The sequence below is a fragment of the Pseudoalteromonas sp. ATL1 genome (genome assembly GCF_058933015.1).
The window spans coordinates 3,213,360-3,232,381 of the sequence record NZ_JBZYXL010000001.1 but is presented as its reverse complement, the minus strand read 5'-3'; the positions used below and the strand labels follow the sequence as shown (position 1 = coordinate 3,232,381).

Here is a 19,022-nt window from a genome sequence, read left to right as displayed (position 1 = left end):
AAAAGTTAACTTCGTGATAAACTCACTTTGACTCGAGTTTAATGGATGATTATGAAGTATCTAGTTCTTGTTGTATTTTGGCTGTTTACTGTAAAAGCAGGCGCATCGGAAGACGCAAAACAGCAGTGGCACCAATTTTTGAACAGCTATTCTAAGCAAGTCGAAGGCAAACTAAAAGAAAAATCAATTCCTGGCGCTGCATTAAGTATTGTTCATGGTGAATTTGGCGATCTAGTCAAAGGTTATGGACAGACCAAAGCGCGTAAGGGTAGTGCAGTAAATGAGCGTACAAGATTTCGCTTGGCATCAGTTTCAAAAACGTTTGCGGGCTCTTTAACGGCAAAGTTGGCAAGTGAAGAGCGCTTCTCTTTAGATGAGTCTGTAAGTCAATACTTGCCGTTCCTACAAGGCACCGATTATCAAACTTTAAAAATTTACCATTTGCTAAGCCATTCAAGTGGCTTGGTACCTAACGCATATGACAACTTAATTGAATCACGTATGCCTTATGAACAAATCGTAGAACGTTTAGTCAAAGTAGAGCGAATTTGCGAACCGGGGCAATGTTATGGTTATCAAAATGCCATGTTCAGTCTGATTTCCGATGTGATTTATCAAGCAACGGGAATGACCTACGAGCGCTGGATCACAGAATCAATTTTCGGTCCGCTGCGAATGGAAGACGGAGGGGTTGGTATTGAAAGCATGACGAAAGATAATAATTACGCTCAACCGCACGTTTTGGGCAGAAAACGCTGGCATACCGCCAAATTAAAACCACATTACTATAAGGTTGCTCCCGCTGCGGGTATCAATGCGAGTGCTCAAGACATGGCGCAATGGTTAAAAGCGCAACTTGGCATGTACCCTGATATTTTGTCGTTGGACGCCCTGACTTTGCAAAGTCGACCGTATACCCATACCAAAAGAGAGCTGAGACGACGCATTTGGCGCAAACATGTTAATGAAGCACATTACGGTTTAGGGTGGCGCATATATGATTATGATGGTGAATTTTTAATGTATCACAGTGGTTGGGTACAGGGTTATCGAACAGATGTTGTGGTCATACCCGCACTCAATATTGGATTTAGTCTCTTGCTCAATGCTGAAAGTGGTTTGATAAATCAGCTAACAACAGATTTTATTTCGCATGTAATTGAGATGTATAGAGATGCGCCATTGCAAGTAAACAATGACGCCTAACGAACTTATTGGCGAGGAAGTTGAATTTTCTTTTCTTCGCTTTGGCGATATAACACGATGGTGTGGCCAATCGTTTGTACCTTGTGAGCGCCCGTTTCTCTGACAATTGCATCAAAAATTAATTGCTTGGTTTCACGATCGTTGGTTGGTACTTTTACCTTGATCAGTTCGTGAATGTCTAGAGAATGAGCAATCTCTACTAAAACACCTTCAGTTAAACCATTTGCACCGAGTAAAACAACCGGTTTTAGTGGGTGAGCCAGTCCTTTTAGGTACTGCTTTTGTTTATTTGATAAAGTCATATTGTTACAATTTACACTATGTAGGCTTGAATTCTCATATTCTACCGCCATCTAAAGAATATTACTAATGAGTTGCAGTTAATATGGCAAATAAAAAGCATTCAGCGAGCTCTAAACGCTGGTTAAAGGAACATGTGGATGATCCCTATGTTCATGAAGCACAAAAGCGCGGGTTTCGCTCGCGGGCAATTTTTAAACTCGAAGAAATTCAGCAAAGAGACAAACTCATTAAACCAGGTATGAGTGTAGTCGACTTAGGGGCTGCGCCTGGAAGTTGGTCACAGTATCTTGCGGAGCAAGTGGGTGAAAATGGGCAAGTAATCGCTTGTGATATTTTGCCTATGGATTCGCTGGCAGGCGTTGACTTTTTGCAAGGAGACTTTAGGGAAGAAGCGGTGCTGAATGCGTTACTTGAACGTATTGGTGGAAAAAACATTGATGTCGTGTTTTCTGATATGGCACCCAACATGAGCGGCAATATGTCAACCGACCAAGCTGGCAGTATGTATTTGGTGGAATTAGCATTGGATATGTGTCATCAAGTGCTAGGCAAAAACGGGGCGTTCGCTGTTAAAGTTTTTCAAGGTGAAGGGTTTGATCAGTTTGTGCAGGAAGTACGTAATTGTTTTAACGTCGTTAAAATTAGAAAGCCAAAAGCGTCGAGACCACGCTCTCGTGAGGTATATATAGTGGCGACGGGTTACAAACTGTAGTACAGTTGGAAAGCATTAAAGTTGAATTTAAATAATTTTGGATACAAGAGGTTAACTCCTTGAGCGATATGGCGAAGAATTTAATACTCTGGTTGGTTATAGCTGTCGTGCTAATGACTGTTTTTCAGAGTTTCAATAGTGGTGATCACATAGATCGCCAAACAAGTTACACGCAGTTTGTCAAAGAAGTGCGCAGTGGTGCCGTTAGGGATGTCAATATTGACCGCTCAACCGGGACTATCACGGGTATGAAAGGCAACGGCGAGCGTTTCCAAACTATCATGCCTATGTATGATGAAGACCTAATCAATGATTTGCTAAAAAATGACGTAAACGTGAAAGGTGTTGCGCCAGAGGAGCAATCATTCCTAGCCAACATTTTCATCTCTTGGTTCCCAATGTTATTGCTTATCGGTGTGTGGATCTTCTTCATGCGTCAGATGCAAGGCGGTGGCGGTAAAGGCGCCATGTCGTTCGGCAAGAGCAAAGCGCGCCTAATGAGTGAAGATCAAGTGAAAACGACTTTCGCGGATGTAGCGGGTTGTGACGAAGCGAAAGAAGATGTGACTGAACTCGTTGACTTTTTACGCGATCCATCAAAATTCCAAAAACTTGGCGGCAGCATTCCAAAAGGTGTGCTTATGGTTGGTCCTCCAGGTACTGGTAAAACGTTACTTGCTAAAGCCGTTGCTGGTGAAGCAAAAGTACCGTTCTTTACCATTTCAGGTTCTGACTTTGTTGAAATGTTTGTTGGTGTTGGTGCATCTCGTGTGCGCGATATGTTTGAGCAAGCGAAAAAAGCCGCACCTTGTATTATCTTCATTGATGAAATTGATGCTGTTGGTCGTAAGCGTGGCGCGGGCATGGGTGGTGGTCACGATGAACGTGAGCAAACTCTAAACCAAATGCTTGTAGAAATGGATGGTTTTGAAGGCAATGAAGGTATTATCGTTATTGCCGCAACGAACCGTCCAGACGTACTTGACCCAGCACTATTACGTCCAGGTCGTTTTGACCGTCAGGTTGTTGTTGGTTTACCTGATATTCGTGGTCGTGAACAAATTCTTAATGTGCATATGCGTAAGGTACCGCTGGATGACAATGTAGAAGCGTCAGTAATTGCACGTGGTACACCTGGTTTTTCTGGTGCAGACTTAGCAAACCTGGTCAACGAAGCTGCACTGTTCGCTGCGCGTGGCAATAAACGTAAAGTAAGCATGGCTGAATTTGACGCTGCTAAAGACAAGATCATGATGGGCGCTGAGCGTAAATCTATGGTCATGAGCGAGCATGAGAAAGAAATGACAGCTTATCACGAAGCGGGCCACGCAATTGTCGGCCGTTTAGTGCCAGAGCACGACCCAGTGTATAAAGTGTCGATCATTCCTCGTGGGCGAGCGTTAGGTGTAACGATGTATTTACCTGAGCAAGATCGCGTCAGTCACTCTAAAGAACATTTAGAGTCGATGCTTTCAAGCTTATATGGTGGCCGTATCGCAGAAGCGCTGATTTATGGTGAAGACAAGGTGACTACTGGCGCAAGTAACGATATCGAACGCGCAACTGACATTGCGAAGAAAATGGTTATGCAGTGGGGCTTAAGTAGTAAACTAGGTCCACAGATGTACCTTGAAGAGCAAGGCGAGATGTACATGGGTGGTGGTTCACACCGTATGGCAGGTATGTCTGACGAAACAGCGAAGCTGATTGACTCAGAAATTAAAGATTTCATCACGCGTAACTATCAACGTGCCGAGCAGATCTTAAAAGATAATATGGACATTTTGCATACCATGAAAGATGCATTAATGAAGTACGAGACCATTGATGCGGGTCAGATTGATGACCTAATGGCCCGTACTGAAGTGCGTCCACCTCGTGATGCACACGACCGAAAACCGGAGAAAAAAGCATCGAAGCAGGATAAAGTTGCTGAAAAAAGCGAAGAAAAGCCTGTAGAGAAGCCTCAAAGCCCTTCTGAACTTGATGATAGAGCAGAATAACGGTTAAAATAGTCTATAATTTCAAAGCCCCGCTGAGACGGGGCTTTTTCATACCTTTAGAATAATTATATTTTGGCGTACACCCTTTTGTTGCGCTAGGTTGGTTACTAAGCGACTTAAGTCTGAGGTAACTAACATTACTCTAAGCTGAGTAAGGTAATAATGACGACAATTTGTTTACCCCGAGGTAGGAAGTTAAACCTCACAAAGCCCCATGTGATGGGGATAGTGAATGTTACCCCTGATTCATTCTCAGATGGCGGCTCGTTTTATGAATTGGACAGCGCTGTCAATCAAGCATTATCCCTTCTTGAGCAAGGTGCGACAATTTTAGATATAGGTGGGGAATCCACTCGCCCGGGTGCACCAGATGTTACTTGTGAAGAAGAACTTAATCGAGTGATCCCGGTTATTAAAGCAATTCGTGCTAAATCGGACTGTGTTATTTCTATCGATACGAGTAAAGCGGTGGTGATGGAGGAGGCGATTGTTGCGGGTGCAGATATCATCAATGATGTGCGTGCTTTGCAAGAGCCTGGCGCATTAGAGGTGGCAGCAAAATATCCTGAAGTTGCTGTTTGTTTGATGCATATGCAGGGTCAGCCAAGAACAATGCAGAACGACCCAAGTTACGAGGATGTCATTGATGATATTAAGGCATTCTTCAGCGAACGCTTGTTAGCATGCCAAGCGCATAACATAGCAAACGAGCGTATCATTCTTGACCCCGGATTCGGGTTTGGCAAAACCCTAGCGCACAATTTTGAGCTACTGGGCAAATTTAACGAATTCAAAACCATCGGTTTACCACTTTTGGCGGGGCTTTCTAGAAAGTCGATGTTTGGGCACTTATTAAATAGAGAAACTGACGAACGACTTGCCGCAAGTCTTGCCGGAGCCTTGTTGTGTGCACAGCAAGGGGCAAATATTATACGCGTGCATGACGTTCAACAAACTGCTGATGTGTTAGATGTATGGCACGCGGCAACACATGGAGTAACCATATGACAACGAGAAAATATTTCGGAACTGACGGAGTCAGAGGATTAGTTGGACAATATCCTATTACCCCTGAGTTTGCACTGAAATTGGGCTGGGCGGCTGGTAAAGTTTTATCAAAAACTGGTACCAAAAAAGTAATTATTGGTAAAGATACCCGCATATCAGGTTACCTCTTAGAAACTTCTTTAGAAGCGGGGCTTATTGCTGCTGGCATAGATGTCGTGCTGCTAGGCCCAATGCCAACTCCTGCTGTTGCTTATCTTACACAAACCTTTAGAGCTGAAGCGGGTATTGTGATCAGTGCTTCTCACAATCCATATCATGATAATGGCATTAAGTTCTTCAGTGGAAACGGTTTGAAATTGGCTGATAGCGTAGAACTTGAAATTGAAGCCATGATGGATGAGGAAATGACGTGTGTTAGCTCAGAAAAACTGGGCAAGGCGCGCCGCTTAGAGAATGCAGATGGTCGATATATTGAATTTTGTAAAAGCCAATTTCCTAAAGAGTTGTCTCTTGAAGGCGTAAAGATAGTTTTGGATTGCGCCAATGGGGCGACCTACCATATTGCCCCAGCGGTAATGCGTGAGTTAGGTGCCACGGTTATTTGCCATGCGTGTGAGCCAAATGGCGTTAATATTAATCATGAGTGTGGTGCAACGCATGTAGATTCGCTAAAACGCAAAGTTCTCGAGCATCAAGCGGATGTAGGGATTGCTTATGATGGCGATGGTGACCGTGTGATGATGGTTGATCATAAAGGGCATGTGTTTGATGGCGATGATATTGTTTACATTATTGTATGCCTTGCACAAGCTAAAGGCACCTTAAATGGCGGTGTAGTTGGTACTGTCATGTCCAACATGGGACTTGAAAATGCACTTAAAGCGAAAGGTATTGAGTTTGCGCGAAGTAAAGTCGGCGATCGCTATGTTATGGAGCTATTAGCAGAAAATGGCTGGACGATAGGTGGAGAGAGTTCAGGTCATGTATTAAACCTTGACTTAATTTGCACCGGTGATGGCATTGTTTCAAGTTTACAAGTGCTTGCGGCTATGGTGTCACAGAATAAGACGCTACAAGATTTAGGTAGCGGCTTTACTAAATACCCAATGAAAATGATCAATGTGCGTTATAGCACTAATGATGATCCCACAGAACAGGAAATTGTGAAGCAAGTTGTCGCAGAGGTTGAGCAGCAGCTAGCTGGTAAAGGGAGAGTGCTACTGAGAAAATCAGGCACAGAACCTGTGATCAGAGTGATGGTTGAAGCAGAACAAGAGAAGCAAGTTATCGATTTTGCCACTAAAATCGCTGAAGTTGTTGAATCTGTGAGCAATTAATCTGTTTTTTAATTTTATTTCTTGTAAATTAGGGTGAGGCAAGTTAGTATCTCACCCGCTTTCTGATGCGGAGTATCGTATGGCGCAGCGTAAGCCAATTGTTGCAGGTAACTGGAAAATGAACGGCTCATTAGAGCTTGTTAATGAAATCTGTAGCGAAGTCAAAAAGCATAGTTATGCAGAACTGGATGTTATTATTTTTCCACCAGCTATGTTACTGAAAGAGGTAGCAGATGCGGGAGTTAATTCAGGTGTGCAAACAGTTTCAGAGTACGAATCAGGTGCATATACAGGCGAAGTTCAGGCAAAGTTAGCGTCTGAATTAGGTGCGAAATACACCTTGGTGGGGCACTCTGAGAGACGGAACCTTTTTGGTGAGTCAAACGAACAGGTTGCAAGTAAATTTGCAATGGCACAGCAACAAGGATTAACACCTGTGCTGTGTGTGGGCGAAACAGAAGCAGAACGTGAAGCTGAGCAAACCGAGCAAATCGTCGCAGAGCAAATAAATGCGGTGATTAATAAATTAGGTGTAGCGGCTTTAAATAATTCTGTGATAGCATACGAACCCGTCTGGGCAATAGGAACTGGTAAAACAGCTACCCCTGAACAAGCTCAAGCAGTACACAAGTTTATACGTGATATGCTTAGCAAGCATGATGAGCATATCGCAAGTACATTGCGCCTCTTATATGGTGGCAGTGTGAATGAAAAAAATAGTGAATTATTATTTGCACAAAAAGACATCGATGGCGGTCTAATTGGCGGCGCGAGTCTAGATAAAGATGCTTTTATTAGTATCTGCAATAGTGCACAAGGGAACGTTTAAATGTACGAAATATTATTAGTTATTTACTTAATTGTTGCATTGGCACTTATTGGTATGGTGTTAATTCAGCAAGGTAAAGGTGCTGATATGGGCTCATCGTTTGGTGCTGGTGCATCAGCAACGGTTTTCGGCTCATCAGGTGCTGGCAACTTTATGACAAAAACCACGACTATTTTAGCGACTGTGTTTTTTGTTTTAAGCATCGTTTTAGGTAATTTAACAACTGGTCAGATTAAAAAGACTGACGAGTGGGAAAACCTAGAAGCACCAGCAGCGACGGTAGCACCAGCAGTAACGGATGTTCCTGCTTCATCTGACGGAAAAAATTCTTCAGACGTACCAAATTAATTTAGATTGGTAACCTTAAGTTACTCGGTAGCTTGATTCCTCAATCAAGTCAATAATACCGGAAAAATGCGGATGTGGTGGAATTGGTAGACACGCCATCTTGAGGGGGTGGTGGCTTCGGCCGTGGGGGTTCAAGTCCCCCCATCCGCACCAAATTCAAAAACCAGCATCATGCTGGTTTTTTTGTTTTTCAAACTTGGTAGACTTTGTCCTTTTCGGTTACGAGCTGCTAGTATTTTCTCGCAAATTTTTAATTGTATTAATACTAATCCGCAATAACACTTAATCATTTTGAGGGATTAAACCTGATGATAGCTGCGTTAAAAATTTCTCATTTAGAACAACTAAATAAACAAATTTTTGCCTTGCTACCAACAAGGTTTTCTTGCCTCGAAATAGGCCACTTAGTTAAGTGGATTGGCATAATTCGTTGAAAAATCTACCCTTGCTCAATTTTGGCATACCTTGCCAAGCACTAACGCTTTCCAATAGCCATATTAAATTGGTGGCTAAGTCTGGCGAACTGTTATTTCTATGGGAAAACCTTCTCAGACCGCCTGAATTAAACAAAAGAGTATTTCACTACTGCCTCACGTTATATTTGAAAGCGGATAGAAAAACTCATGTGTTTAAGCTAAAAGAAGTGCAGGTGACTACCGAACAACTGCAAACTCTATGGGTAAAGCATCATAGTCAATTCCTGTTGCAAAGTATTAATAAGTTAGAGCGATTGTTGAAGCAGCAATACTTATCTTCAAGTAATTTAAAAATAGTAAGTCAATCAGCTCATAACTTGGCGAAGCGTTGGCTGTCGTGGCGACCCGAGACCATATTGCCTCATACTGTACGCCAAGCACTTTTTACGGTCCAAGAGCTGACAAGCTGGCAAGATGCCGATATTGACGATTTTCGAGAAGCTTTCATTGCGTATCAAACACATCAGCATAAGCATTTTTTTGACACCATTGAAGCAAAACCGCTCACCCAAGCGCAAAGACGCGCGTGCATAATTCAAGATGAACGCCAGCTTTTATTGGCGGGTGCGGGAACCGGAAAAACCAGTGTCATGGTTGCGCGTACTCACTTTTTACTAAGAAGTACCAATACGCAAGCACAGCAGATATTACTACTCGCATATGGTAATGAAGCCTCACAAGAGCTTAAGCAACGGCTCGGTGAGCAATTTTGCTGTATGACTTTCCACTCCTTAGGTATGCACATTATTACGCAAGTAGAGGGGGAACAGCCCAAGCTCAGCGAGCTTGTCACAGATAGCCAAAAAATGGATGCGTTTATTCAAGATACATTACAAGCGCTGTGCATGGACTTGGGCTTCAAGCGCGCGTTTGAGTATTTTTGTAAACATGAGTGTGGCGTAGCAAATATTGGAGATTTGAATGAATTTTTGCAGTCGATCAATAGCAAACGGGTAATCAGACATATTAGGTCATTAATTAGCGCATATAAAAATGCGTCAGCAATAAAGCAACTTGGGCAAATTGAAGCAAAGCAAAGTGAACTGTTGGAATGTCTAAAGCCGCTCATTGCTGAGTATCAACTTTATCTTAGCAACGAAAGCGCAATCGATTTTGAAGACATGATTGCACGAGCAACTCGCTACATTGAACAAGAGCAGTTTCAAGTGCCTTGGTATCATATTATGGTTGACGAGTTTCAGGACATTTCACAAGTGCGCGCTGCGTTAATTATGGCGATGCTTGCACAATCGAAGCGCTACCTATTCGCGGTCGGCGACGATTGGCAATCCATTTACCGCTTTAGTGGCGCTGATGTGACTTTAACAACACAGTTTACACGCTACTTCGGTGCCGGAACGGTCACCCAGTTGGATAGAACATTTCGATATCCTCAGCAAATACTGGATATGTCTCGCCAATTTGTTTGTGCAAACCCAGAACAAGTGAATAAACGAATTGCTGCGAATACATCGTCATCAGAGGCGACCGTTAAGGTTATAGATGCGGATAATGCGCAAGATGCGTTAACTCAAATAATAGAAGGTCTCGCCGTTCAAGGTCGGGCTAGCGTACTAATTCTTGCCAGATTTCATAAGATGTTACCTGAGCGCCAGTTTATGGCAAAGTTGCAAGGTCAATTTCAAAATATGCAACTCAAAGCGATGACCTTTCATAGCTCTAAAGGCCGTGAGGCCGACTATTGCATTTTAATGGGGCTGCATGAAGGGAAGCAGGGATTTCCTGCTCATGGGAGGACACAGCCTCTACTGGAAGCGATGCTGCCGATAAAAGAACGCTTTGAATTTGCTGAAGAGCGTCGTTTATTTTACGTTGCCCTGACGCGCGCCAAAAAACAAGTATTTCTAATTAAACCAAATTTGAGACCTTGCCGATTCTTGGATGAGCTGACAATAAATTAACCCGCCACAACCGTTTTGTTTTTGAAAATTAAACTATTCTTCTAGTTTGAGCCGTATAACTAAATACAGCGAATCAGAAAGGGTGAAGAATGAGTGATAACATTTTACAAGATGCAATAGCGAGGCTCACCAATATTGGTAAACATGATCAACGTTATCATGCCGTGCTTGAAGCATTAAGCCAACCACAGAGCACTTTGATCAATCATATTGCCATTCGTAAAGACAACGGTGAAACAGCTTACTTTAAAGCTTATCGATGTAGATATAACGACCTGTTAGGACCTACGAAAGGTGGGATCCGCTTTCATCATCAAGCTGATCAAGACGAAGTTGAAGCGCTTGCGCTTTGGATGACGTTAAAGTGTGCTGTCGTAAAAGTGCCTTTTGGTGGTGCCAAAGGTGCAGTTACGGTTGACCCTAAGTCGCTCTCACCGATGGAGTTGGAACGTTTAGCTCGCTCTTATATTCGTGCAAAAGCTGATTTCATTGGTCCTGAGTTGGATATCCCGGCGCCTGATGTGTACACCAATGCTCGCATCATGGGTTGGATGATGGACGAATATGAGAAGATCACCAGGACCAAGTGCCCGGCGGTTATTACAGGTAAACCAATCGCTTTTGGTGGTAGCCTAGGTCGAGACAGTGCGACAGGGAAAGGCGCCTATTTGTGTGTGGCAGCATTAGCTGAAAAGCTAGGTTGGGAACCCAGTGATAAGACAGTCGCAATACAGGGTTTTGGCAATGGCGGCTATCATTGCGCGCGATTGCTACAAAAAGCAGGGTATAAAGTTGTTGCCGTAAGCGATTCAAAAGGGGGCATTTACTGCCAACAAGGCCTAGATATTGAAAGCGTGTATCACGAAAAGCAGCGAAGTAATACGCTAAGAGCCGTTTACTGTGAACATTCAGTGTGTGAAGACATTGAGCATGAAAGCATTAGTAATGAAGAGTTGTTAGCGTTGAATGTAGACATATTGGTTCCGGCCGCGCTCGCCGGTGTGATCACTAAAAACAATGCGCATCAAATAAAGGCAAGATATATTGTTGAGATCGCAAACGGACCAATCACCTTTGAAGTTGACTCTCAGCTCAGAAAACAAGGGACACAGGTTATTCCAGATATTCTAGCCAATGCTGGTGGTGTCGTGGTGAGCTTTTTTGAGTGGTGTCAAAATCGACAGGGTGAAGCTTGGGATGAAAGCAAAGTGAGTGAAAAGCTTGAAAGTTATATGCGTAAAGCATTTAACAGTGCGTGGCAATTATACGAAGAGCGCGGAACAACACTGCGTGAAGCGGTTTATTTGCTAGCGTTAGAGCGCTTGTCAGAGGCATTGCAAGCGCACGGAACATCAGACTACTTTTCTAACCCTGTTTAACATCCGTAATTTAGAGATTGTTAAACTCTTTTTTGAGCGTGTAGCCCTCATCAGTGACAATTCTCTCGAGTGTTGAAACCCGCTCTTTCAAGGCGTTAATTTCATTTTCAAGCGCCTTCTTTTCCTCACTATTATGTGTTTTTTTGTGAGCGAGGTAGGTATTGAGCATTTTGTTTAACACACCAAAGCCAACTGATATAAAAACAATCAGAACTATCATCGTGGTGCCAGACATAATCATTTCCTTAATTTTACAAATCCGTATAAACATATCAGGGATTACATTAAAGGAACAGTCTTAGAGTGGGGATTTCTACAGTGAGGAGTGGAGCGGGAGTCATCAGCTCCCGCTCAGTGTTTATGCTTCGTAAGGTAGTGGGTCTTGCGCGTTATTTAGATCAAAGGCCTCGAGTCTTTCTTGGCATGCGCCACATTTACCACAGGCTTTTTCACGACCGTTATAGCAAGTCCAAGTATCAGCGTAGTCTAAACCCATTTTTAAGCCGTCAGTCAATATGCCTATTTTGCTGCTGTTTAAATACGGACAAACAATTTCAATTTCTTCATAGTTGGCAATGCGACAAACGTCATCCATTTTCTTAACGAATTCAGGACGACAGTCAGGGTAAATAGCATGATCGCCCGAGTGCGCACCGTAAAATACTTTGTTTGCTTTAATGGATACCGCATAGCCGACAGCAAGAGAAAGTAAGATCATATTACGATTTGGCACCACGGTGCTTTTCATACTTTCTTCTTCGTAGTGTCCTTCAGGCACATCAATGTCATCGGTGAGCGATGAGCCACCAATAAGTTGATTAATCGCTGAAATATCAACAACTTTATGAGCTACGTTGAGCTTTTCACACACTCGTGCTGCCACTTGCAGCTCCTTTACATGGCGTTGGCCATAGTTAAAAGAAAGCGCATAGACTTCATAGCCAGCACGGATGGCTTTGTTTAGCACGGTATATGAATCCATTCCACCGGAATAAATTACGACAACTTTTTCGCTCATAGGTGTTTTGCCTCGATTTTGATAGAGGTTTACTTCAGGGCGCGATATACTACACGGCCGCTGAGAAAATAACAATTTTCCTTGGTGTTTTTTTGAGTTAGTAATGCATTACGGAGCCATTTTGTACAAAATCAACGAAATTTTTGAAACGATACAGGGGGAAGCCAGCTTCACTGGTGTGCCTTCTATATTTTTGCGCTTGCAGGGGTGTCCAGTAGGGTGTGCTTGGTGTGACACGAAGCAAACATGGGACGTAAACCCGACGTATCGTATTTCGTTAGAAAATACTGTTGAGAAAAAAGCTGATTCAGAATGGTGGGCTGAGGCGAGTGCTGAGCAAATCCTCGATTTATTTAAACAGCGTGGCTATCAAGCAAAGCATGTGGTGATCACAGGTGGTGAGCCATGTATGTTCGATCTAGTACCAATTTGTGAGCTTTTACATCGCGAAGGTTACAGCACACAAATAGAAACCAGCGGTACGTTTGAGATCAAAGCACCCGAGCAAACTTGGGTCACGGTTTCGCCTAAAATCAATATGCGCGGTGGCTATGAAGTCCTTACTAGTGCCATGCAGCGTGCTAATGAGATAAAGCACCCAGTTGCGATGCAAAAGCATGTTGAAGAGCTAGAGGCCTTGTTTGAACAAACGGGTGTGACACCAGAGTTGGTGTACTTACAGCCGATCAGTCAAAAGGCCAAAGCCACTAAGCTGGCAATTGATACCTGCATGAAAAAGAACTGGCGTTTGTCGGTGCAAGTGCATAAATATATTGGGATTAACTGATTGTTATGTGAAAAAGGCGCTCATTTAAGCGCCTTTTTTAGGTCATAGACTTTTAAGCTGGTCAATCACCACCTGATGGTGGTCTTTGGTTTTAAACTTATTAAACACATGTTTAATCTTGCCATCTTGGCCCACTAAAAAGCTGATACGGTGTATACCGTCGTACTCTTTGCCCATAAACTTTTTTAAGCCCCAAACACCAAACGCGTCTGCAATGGCGTGGTCTTCGTCAGATAAGAGGTCAAAGTTTAATTCTTTTTTGGTTTCAAAGTTCTTCAGTTTTTTCACCGCATCGGGGCTTATACCTACCGCAACTGTGTTTAGTTCAGCTAACTGCGCCTTGTGATCACGAAGCTGTTCAGCTTGTACGGTACAACCAGGTGTCAATGCTTTTGGATAGAAGTATACGAGTACTTGATTGTGCTCTAGCAAAGAAGCTAAAGAAACCGTTTCATCATTTTGGTTTTGCAGTGAAAAAAGAGGGGCTTGCTCGCCTGCTGTTAAAGTTTTCATGATAATCCTTAGCGAATTCGTCTAAAAATATAATCTACGTTGAGCGCGTGAGATAGATCTTCAAATTTAATTTTAAATTCGTCTACATTGACTTCAGTGGGAATATTAAACTCAAGCTCACAACGCATATGTAATTGTTCATCTTGCTCAAAAGTATCTGATTTTAAAGAGCATATACTAATTTGGTGTTCAGCAAAGAAGCGGGTTACTTTGCTTAACGTGCCTGGTATATCCAGCCCGTGATATTCCAAAGTATAGCCAGCGCTAAAGTCGCCTTGTTGGTGCGAGCTGGTGCGCTTCATCATCGTCAGCAAGCCAAGCTCCATACCTTTTACGGGTAAGCTGTGTTCAACGCGACTAATGGCTGACATATCACCACTTAGTAACATAATAAAAGTGAACTCGTTGCCTAATATTGCTATTCGACTATCGATGATATTACAGTGGCAATCGCTCACTAGCTGAGTCAGCTCGCTGACGATACCAGAGCGATCTTCACCTATGGCTGTTAACACCAGTTGTTGATTTGCAAATGCAGTCATTAACGAAACCTAACCCTTAAAGTTGTGATCTGCCTATTTTATACACAGAGCTGATCGGCGAACAGTTGATATTTAACCGAAAATGGTAACACATATCTGGATCATGAACATGTATGAACTGAGATTTATTGTCGGCAAGGCGGATTATTTTATGGCATTCTTGTGTTTATGCTCATTGGAAAGTACCATAGTTGCAAAATTTTGCGGTCGAGTAAGACTAACCTATTCATTCTTAAAGAACTCACCCTCTTTGGGAATATTTTGATTTGACAGTGAACCAAACCAGCATTCCCTACTCATAGTATTGAAATAAAAATTAATGGGTCTGCTAAGGAGAATAATCAGTGCAGTATTGGATCCCAAAGACGTTGGCTATCGGCGTATTACTTGGTTTATCTGGGTGTAGTGTTTTTACAAATGATGCACATCACGAGCGGAATTACCGCGTGCATGAAGCTGTTAAGGTGCCAGCCAATTTAAAACAGCCATCACAAGATCCCGTTTACACAATGTCCGTAGCGAGTTTTGATAATGACCCGGATCCAAAAGGTTACCGTCCACCTGCCCAAGTGTTAACACTTGCAAAGGGAAGCTGGGTTGAAGAAAACGAACAGCTAGCACGGGTGTTTTTTGATAAAAATGACGGTATTGAAGATTTAACTAGTTTTATTTGGCAGTCTGTCGACAGTGTGATGGGCAACAGAAGCACCGCGTTAGTTGAAGATGATCGAGTCAATGGTAGTGTGATGACCGATTGGTATTCGTTGATCAAACCAACGGAGGGTTGGTTTTGGGAAGACGATGAAGTCGTGTCGGAGCAAAAGTTCCGTTTTGTTGTTGAGCAAAAAGAACACCAAAGAACGGCATCGTTACGTGCTGAGTTAGTGGATTACCGTAGCGATAAAGTTGAGCTTAACGATTTGTTAAAACAGCAACTCGAAGCAAGGGCTGTTAATGAAGTTGTGGCTGAGTTTGACTACTTGTATCGTTTGCTCGAAGTTGAGCTAAGAAAACAGCAGGGCGTTTTGTCGCTTGAGCTTGGCTTCGATGCGCAAGGTAATGGCGCTATGCTTACAGAACAAAGCAGTGATATAGTTCTGGACAGGTTCTCAGGCTTTTTAGAGCGTATGGGCTTTACCATCATTAAAATTGATCGTGATTCAGGCGATATTTCAACTCGTTATGAGAAACCTGACAGTAGTGTATGGGATTCAATTTGGGGTGATGAAGAAATCCAATTACCTATCGAAAGTGGTGATTATAAGATTTCTATCGCAGCGACCAAAGATAAGAGCACTTCTATTACATGGCGTGATGCGCAAGGAGAGGTACTAGATACAGATGTAATGGCGCAACTGCAGCAAGTATTGCTTAAAGCACTGCGCGATAAAGGCTTAACTATTTAATAGTTAGTCTGTTTTTTCAATGAGAAAAGAGCTTAGGCTCTTTTCTTCGTTTTTGTAGGCTAAATATAATGACAACACAAACAAGTCGCAATGTGATGCCAGATTGGCGCACGCTTTTCGCATTTATTGTTCCCTCGCTGATTGGGGTATTTTTGTTTATGACACCAGTGGCAATTGGTGAAGCGATGACAATTCCCATCGCGGTCATGGCAAAAGCCTTACAAGGGTTCGTAGCACCTTACATTGATACGCTTATTTTGGGCATTATCTGTATAACAGGCGTGATGAGCTTGATTGTTAAACTGCTCAAACCCGCGGCTTTGATGAATGTGTCTTTGATAAAGCATTTATTTGACGTGAGTTGGATCTGGTTACTAACGCGTTTGGCGGGTATGGCATTTATTCTAATGACTTATTTCAACGTCGGGCCTGACATGATCCATTCAGAACATACCGGTGCATTGGTATTAAACGATTTGCTGCCAGTGTTATTTTCTGTGTTCATCTTAGCAGGATTGTTACTCCCACTGTTGTTGAATTTTGGCTTATTAGAGTTAGTTGGTACATTGTTAACTAAAGTAATGCGCCCACTCTTTGGGGTACCTGGTCGTAGTGCCGTGAACTGTGTCGCGTCATGGTTAGGTGATGGCAGTGTCGGTATTTTGATGACTGCGAGGCAGTACGAAGATAAATACTACACACAAAAAGAAGCGGCGATTATTGGCACTACCTTTTCAGCGGTGTCTATCACATTTTGTTTGGTCGTGATTGGCCAAGTGAAATTAGAGCACTTGTTTGCACCATTCTACTTAACGGTATGTTTGGCTGGTTTCGTGGCCGCTATCATAGTGCCTCGTTTACCACCGCTGCGCTTTAAGCAAGATGTGTATGTTGATGACAGTCCTGCCGATAAAGATGCTGAAGCGACGCCTGAAGGCAAAACGTTATTTAAGCACGCGTTGGATGTTGCATTAGAAAAGGCACAAAAAGCGCCGGGTGTGAAAGGTACATTACATGAAGGTGTATGCAATGCGCTAGATATGCTTTTTGCCGTACTACCTGTGGTGATGGCTGTAGGTACACTGGCATTAATTGTTGCTGAATATACCTCCGTTTTTCAGGTGCTCGGTACGCCATTTGTGCCGTATTTAGAGCTTTTGAATGTGCCTGAAGCTGAAAAAGCCGCACAAACTATCGTGGTGGGTTTTGCCGATATGTTCATTCCTTCGATTCTTGCTGCGGGCAGTATTGAAAGTGATGTGACTCGATTTATTGTGGCGGCGATGAGTGTGACACAACTTATTTATATGTCGGAAGTTGGTGCATTGTTGCTCGGTAGTAAGATCCCGGTCAATCTATTCGAATTGTTTGCTATTTTCATTTTACGTACATTAGTCACATTGCCAGTTATTTGCTTAATGGCACACTGGCTGGTGGCATAAGTTTATTGTCGTTGGTTTGGACTTGCTTAGTTAAGAGTTAGTCCAAACCATCTTTTTGTTTGTCCTCTTTTGTCTTTTCTGTCGGTTTTATTTGCTGATCTAGCTTACCTTTCAAATCAAATTTAGCGGAATACTTGAGTAGGGCAATATTACTCCAAATGACAGCAATCACTGTCACGATGATGAGTACTATGTGCCATGTTTCGAGTTGCTCAATCATTTGTTACCTCTCTCTTTAAATTGGATGCGATGTGACCCATGTTTTTATATTGACCACGTTTAGTGATGATTCTAGCCGTTATACCATACGGAGGAAATAATCCTGTGATTTAAGTGTATTTTACTAAGCAATTTTTTTACTAAATTGGTATTATTCACCCAGCAGTCAGGCTGTCGAATTTAGGCTCATAGACGACAGCGATTTTTGTTTTTAATAGGTGAATAATAAGCTCATGGAACATGTTTTAATTTGGCCATCACAGTATCCAATGTTACTACGTGGCTTGGTAGAGCAAAATGGGGCATTTATACTTGATGCGCTCGAATCTTGGCCAAGCTGCAGTACAAATACAGATGAACAAGGCGTTAAAACGACCGTATTACCTCCTATTTTTTATCTTCAGTGGCTCAAGCCGTTGGAGCCTTTTGAGTCCTGCTACTTTCAGCATATTGATGAATACGATGAGCAGCAACAGGCTTACACACAACAATTATTCGCGCATATTGAACAATCGGGTATGAGTCGCCAAGCGCTGATTATTAAATTGCTAGAGTGTTTTGCGCAGTACAGTGACTTAGCGATGCAAATTAAGTCAACTGAATACCCGAACTTTTTTGGTTTGCTCATCGCATTAGAATATGCCCAAGTATTTGAATGGTGTTTGGCGGCGAACATCCAGTTAACACCTCAGGACGTTTGCACTGCGTGGCTTGAGCCTGACTTTAGAGCGGCGATTGAAACGCATTTGGATCATTGCTTAGCTGACCGTGATGCGACAGCGTCACAGGCTGCAGAATTGTTGTTGCAAGATGCGCAGTACTATGGCTTGTTGGAAAAGCTTTATGACGATAAAGACCAGATCATGGAAAGGCTAGAGCAAGCACTACTTGAGCAGATCTGTCGTGATGACGTTAAGCAACCAGAGTTGATGGCGTTGATCGCACAAGGCGCGAAAGGGACTGCTCGAGATGTGAATAATAAATCTGCGCTTATGTGGGCAATTGAAAAAGGCTTTGTTAACGTTGCAGAGAAGCTGATTGAGCACCATGATGGTAATGATATTGATGCAACTGGGCAAACCTTTTTACATTTTGCGGTTCAGTCAAATTTAGCAACGATGATAAATTTAGTGCTAGATACCGGAATAGATGCGCATAAAATTGATGAAACAGGACAAACGCCTTATCGTCTAGCGCTTAAACTATCAGCTTTAGTGGCGAAAAAAACGCTGGAACAAAGAGGAATTAAGGAACTGTCGGAAAGTGGCAAGCTTCTGAAGATAAAACAGGTTCATGTACTATATGCCCTAGTTAGCCTGCTACTGCCGTTGCAATTTGTGTTATTTTTCAGTGATCAGATAGAAGACAAATCAATTTTTGTTTGGGGTGCTACCGCACTCGGTCTGCTGTTATTTGGCTTTGCGCGTACCGTGAGAAAAGGGCAACTCTATCCAACTTTACCACACCCTTGGTCACTGAAAGGCTTGATGGCACTCAGTTGGTTTAGCGTAAGTGCACAAGTGCTGTTTGCACTGTTAGTTTTAAGCGCGTTCTTAAGGAGCTAAAGCTGAG

Annotated in this window: 19 protein-coding genes and 1 tRNA gene; 14 read left to right on the top strand and 6 right to left on the bottom strand. The window is 42.8% G+C overall.

Going from position 1 to position 19,022, the window contains the following annotated elements:
• Positions 1-51: 51 nt before the first annotated feature.
• On the top strand, positions 52-1,206 hold the full coding sequence (locus AC5FX4_RS14085) for a serine hydrolase domain-containing protein (RefSeq protein WP_493606991.1): 1,155 nt from the start codon (positions 52-54) through the stop codon (positions 1,204-1,206).
• A 5-nt stretch (positions 1,207-1,211) separates the two neighbouring features.
• Here AC5FX4_RS14085 and yhbY read toward each other — a convergent pair whose 3' ends face one another.
• A complete protein-coding gene (gene yhbY / locus AC5FX4_RS14080) occupies positions 1,212-1,508 on the bottom strand; it encodes a ribosome assembly RNA-binding protein YhbY (RefSeq protein WP_476287823.1) in 297 nt (98 codons plus the stop codon).
• A gap of 83 nt (positions 1,509-1,591) precedes the next feature.
• On the opposite strand from yhbY, the gene rlmE reads away from it, so the two are divergent.
• From rlmE to AC5FX4_RS14035, 9 genes are all read left to right on the top strand, one after another.
• The gene (rlmE, locus tag AC5FX4_RS14075; protein WP_493606990.1) at positions 1,592-2,221 is read left to right on the top strand and encodes a 23S rRNA (uridine(2552)-2'-O)-methyltransferase RlmE; all 630 of its coding nucleotides are present in this window, start codon (positions 1,592-1,594) and stop codon (positions 2,219-2,221) included.
• A 68-nt stretch (positions 2,222-2,289) separates the two neighbouring features.
• Positions 2,290-4,224 (top strand): ATP-dependent zinc metalloprotease FtsH, encoded by a 1,935-nt coding sequence (ftsH, locus tag AC5FX4_RS14070; RefSeq protein ID WP_493606989.1) that lies wholly within the window; start codon positions 2,290-2,292, stop codon positions 4,222-4,224.
• Positions 4,225-4,386: 162 nt separating this feature from the next.
• A complete protein-coding gene (gene folP, locus AC5FX4_RS14065; RefSeq protein WP_493606988.1) occupies positions 4,387-5,232 on the top strand; it encodes a dihydropteroate synthase in 846 nt (281 codons plus the stop codon).
• Entirely contained in the window at positions 5,229-6,569 is a 1,341-nt protein-coding gene (glmM, locus tag AC5FX4_RS14060) for a phosphoglucosamine mutase (protein WP_493606987.1), read from the top strand. Before folP ends, glmM begins: the two co-directional genes overlap by 4 nt.
• 79 nt (positions 6,570-6,648) lie before the next feature.
• The gene (gene tpiA, locus AC5FX4_RS14055) at positions 6,649-7,398 is read left to right on the top strand and encodes a triose-phosphate isomerase (RefSeq protein ID WP_493606986.1); all 750 of its coding nucleotides are present in this window, start codon (positions 6,649-6,651) and stop codon (positions 7,396-7,398) included.
• Positions 7,399-7,746, top strand: coding sequence for a preprotein translocase subunit SecG (gene secG, locus AC5FX4_RS14050; protein WP_493606985.1), 348 nt, complete (start codon positions 7,399-7,401; stop codon positions 7,744-7,746).
• A 68-nt stretch (positions 7,747-7,814) separates the two neighbouring features.
• A tRNA-Leu gene (locus AC5FX4_RS14045) sits at positions 7,815-7,899 on the top strand.
• A gap of 277 nt (positions 7,900-8,176) precedes the next feature.
• A complete protein-coding gene (locus AC5FX4_RS14040) occupies positions 8,177-10,144 on the top strand; it encodes a UvrD-helicase domain-containing protein (RefSeq protein ID WP_493606984.1) in 1,968 nt (655 codons plus the stop codon).
• A gap of 89 nt (positions 10,145-10,233) precedes the next feature.
• The gene (locus tag AC5FX4_RS14035; protein ID WP_493606983.1) at positions 10,234-11,523 is read left to right on the top strand and encodes a Glu/Leu/Phe/Val family dehydrogenase; all 1,290 of its coding nucleotides are present in this window, start codon (positions 10,234-10,236) and stop codon (positions 11,521-11,523) included.
• Positions 11,524-11,533: 10 nt separating this feature from the next.
• Here the strand turns inward: AC5FX4_RS14035 and AC5FX4_RS14030 are convergent, their stop codons facing one another.
• Complete coding sequence (locus AC5FX4_RS14030; protein ID WP_493606982.1) at positions 11,534-11,758, bottom strand: hypothetical protein; 225 nt, start codon at positions 11,756-11,758, stop codon at positions 11,534-11,536.
• 123 nt (positions 11,759-11,881) lie between these two features.
• Complete coding sequence (gene queC, locus AC5FX4_RS14025; RefSeq protein WP_493606981.1) at positions 11,882-12,541, bottom strand: 7-cyano-7-deazaguanine synthase QueC; 660 nt, start codon at positions 12,539-12,541, stop codon at positions 11,882-11,884.
• 121 nt (positions 12,542-12,662) lie between these two features.
• Between queC and queE the strand changes: the two genes are divergently transcribed.
• The gene (gene queE, locus AC5FX4_RS14020) at positions 12,663-13,328 is read left to right on the top strand and encodes a 7-carboxy-7-deazaguanine synthase QueE (RefSeq protein WP_493606980.1); all 666 of its coding nucleotides are present in this window, start codon (positions 12,663-12,665) and stop codon (positions 13,326-13,328) included.
• Between the two features lie 42 nt (positions 13,329-13,370).
• Here queE and bcp read toward each other — a convergent pair whose 3' ends face one another.
• Together bcp and AC5FX4_RS14010 are read right to left on the bottom strand one after the other, a co-directional pair.
• Positions 13,371-13,841: a thioredoxin-dependent thiol peroxidase gene (gene bcp / locus AC5FX4_RS14015; RefSeq protein ID WP_493606979.1), complete on the bottom strand. Its 471-nt coding sequence runs from the start codon at positions 13,839-13,841 to the stop codon at positions 13,371-13,373.
• Between the two features lie 8 nt (positions 13,842-13,849).
• Positions 13,850-14,383, bottom strand: coding sequence for a glycine cleavage system transcriptional repressor (locus AC5FX4_RS14010; RefSeq protein WP_493606978.1), 534 nt, complete (start codon positions 14,381-14,383; stop codon positions 13,850-13,852).
• A 344-nt stretch (positions 14,384-14,727) separates the two neighbouring features.
• On the opposite strand from AC5FX4_RS14010, the gene bamC reads away from it, so the two are divergent.
• Positions 14,728-15,789 (top strand): NlpB/DapX family lipoprotein, encoded by a 1,062-nt coding sequence (bamC, locus tag AC5FX4_RS14005; protein ID WP_493606977.1) that lies wholly within the window; start codon positions 14,728-14,730, stop codon positions 15,787-15,789.
• 68 nt (positions 15,790-15,857) lie between these two features.
• Positions 15,858-17,231 carry a YjiH family protein gene (locus tag AC5FX4_RS14000; RefSeq protein WP_493606976.1) on the top strand — a complete coding sequence of 458 codons (1,374 nt, stop codon included), beginning with the start codon at positions 15,858-15,860 and terminating at the stop codon, positions 17,229-17,231.
• A 37-nt stretch (positions 17,232-17,268) separates the two neighbouring features.
• On the opposite strand, the gene AC5FX4_RS13995 is transcribed toward AC5FX4_RS14000, so the two are convergent.
• Complete coding sequence (locus tag AC5FX4_RS13995) at positions 17,269-17,451, bottom strand: DUF2897 family protein (RefSeq protein ID WP_493606975.1); 183 nt, start codon at positions 17,449-17,451, stop codon at positions 17,269-17,271.
• A gap of 232 nt (positions 17,452-17,683) precedes the next feature.
• On the opposite strand from AC5FX4_RS13995, the gene AC5FX4_RS13990 reads away from it, so the two are divergent.
• Entirely contained in the window at positions 17,684-19,015 is a 1,332-nt protein-coding gene (locus AC5FX4_RS13990) for an ankyrin repeat domain-containing protein (RefSeq protein ID WP_493606974.1), read from the top strand.
• The last annotated feature ends 7 nt before the right edge of the window (positions 19,016-19,022 follow it).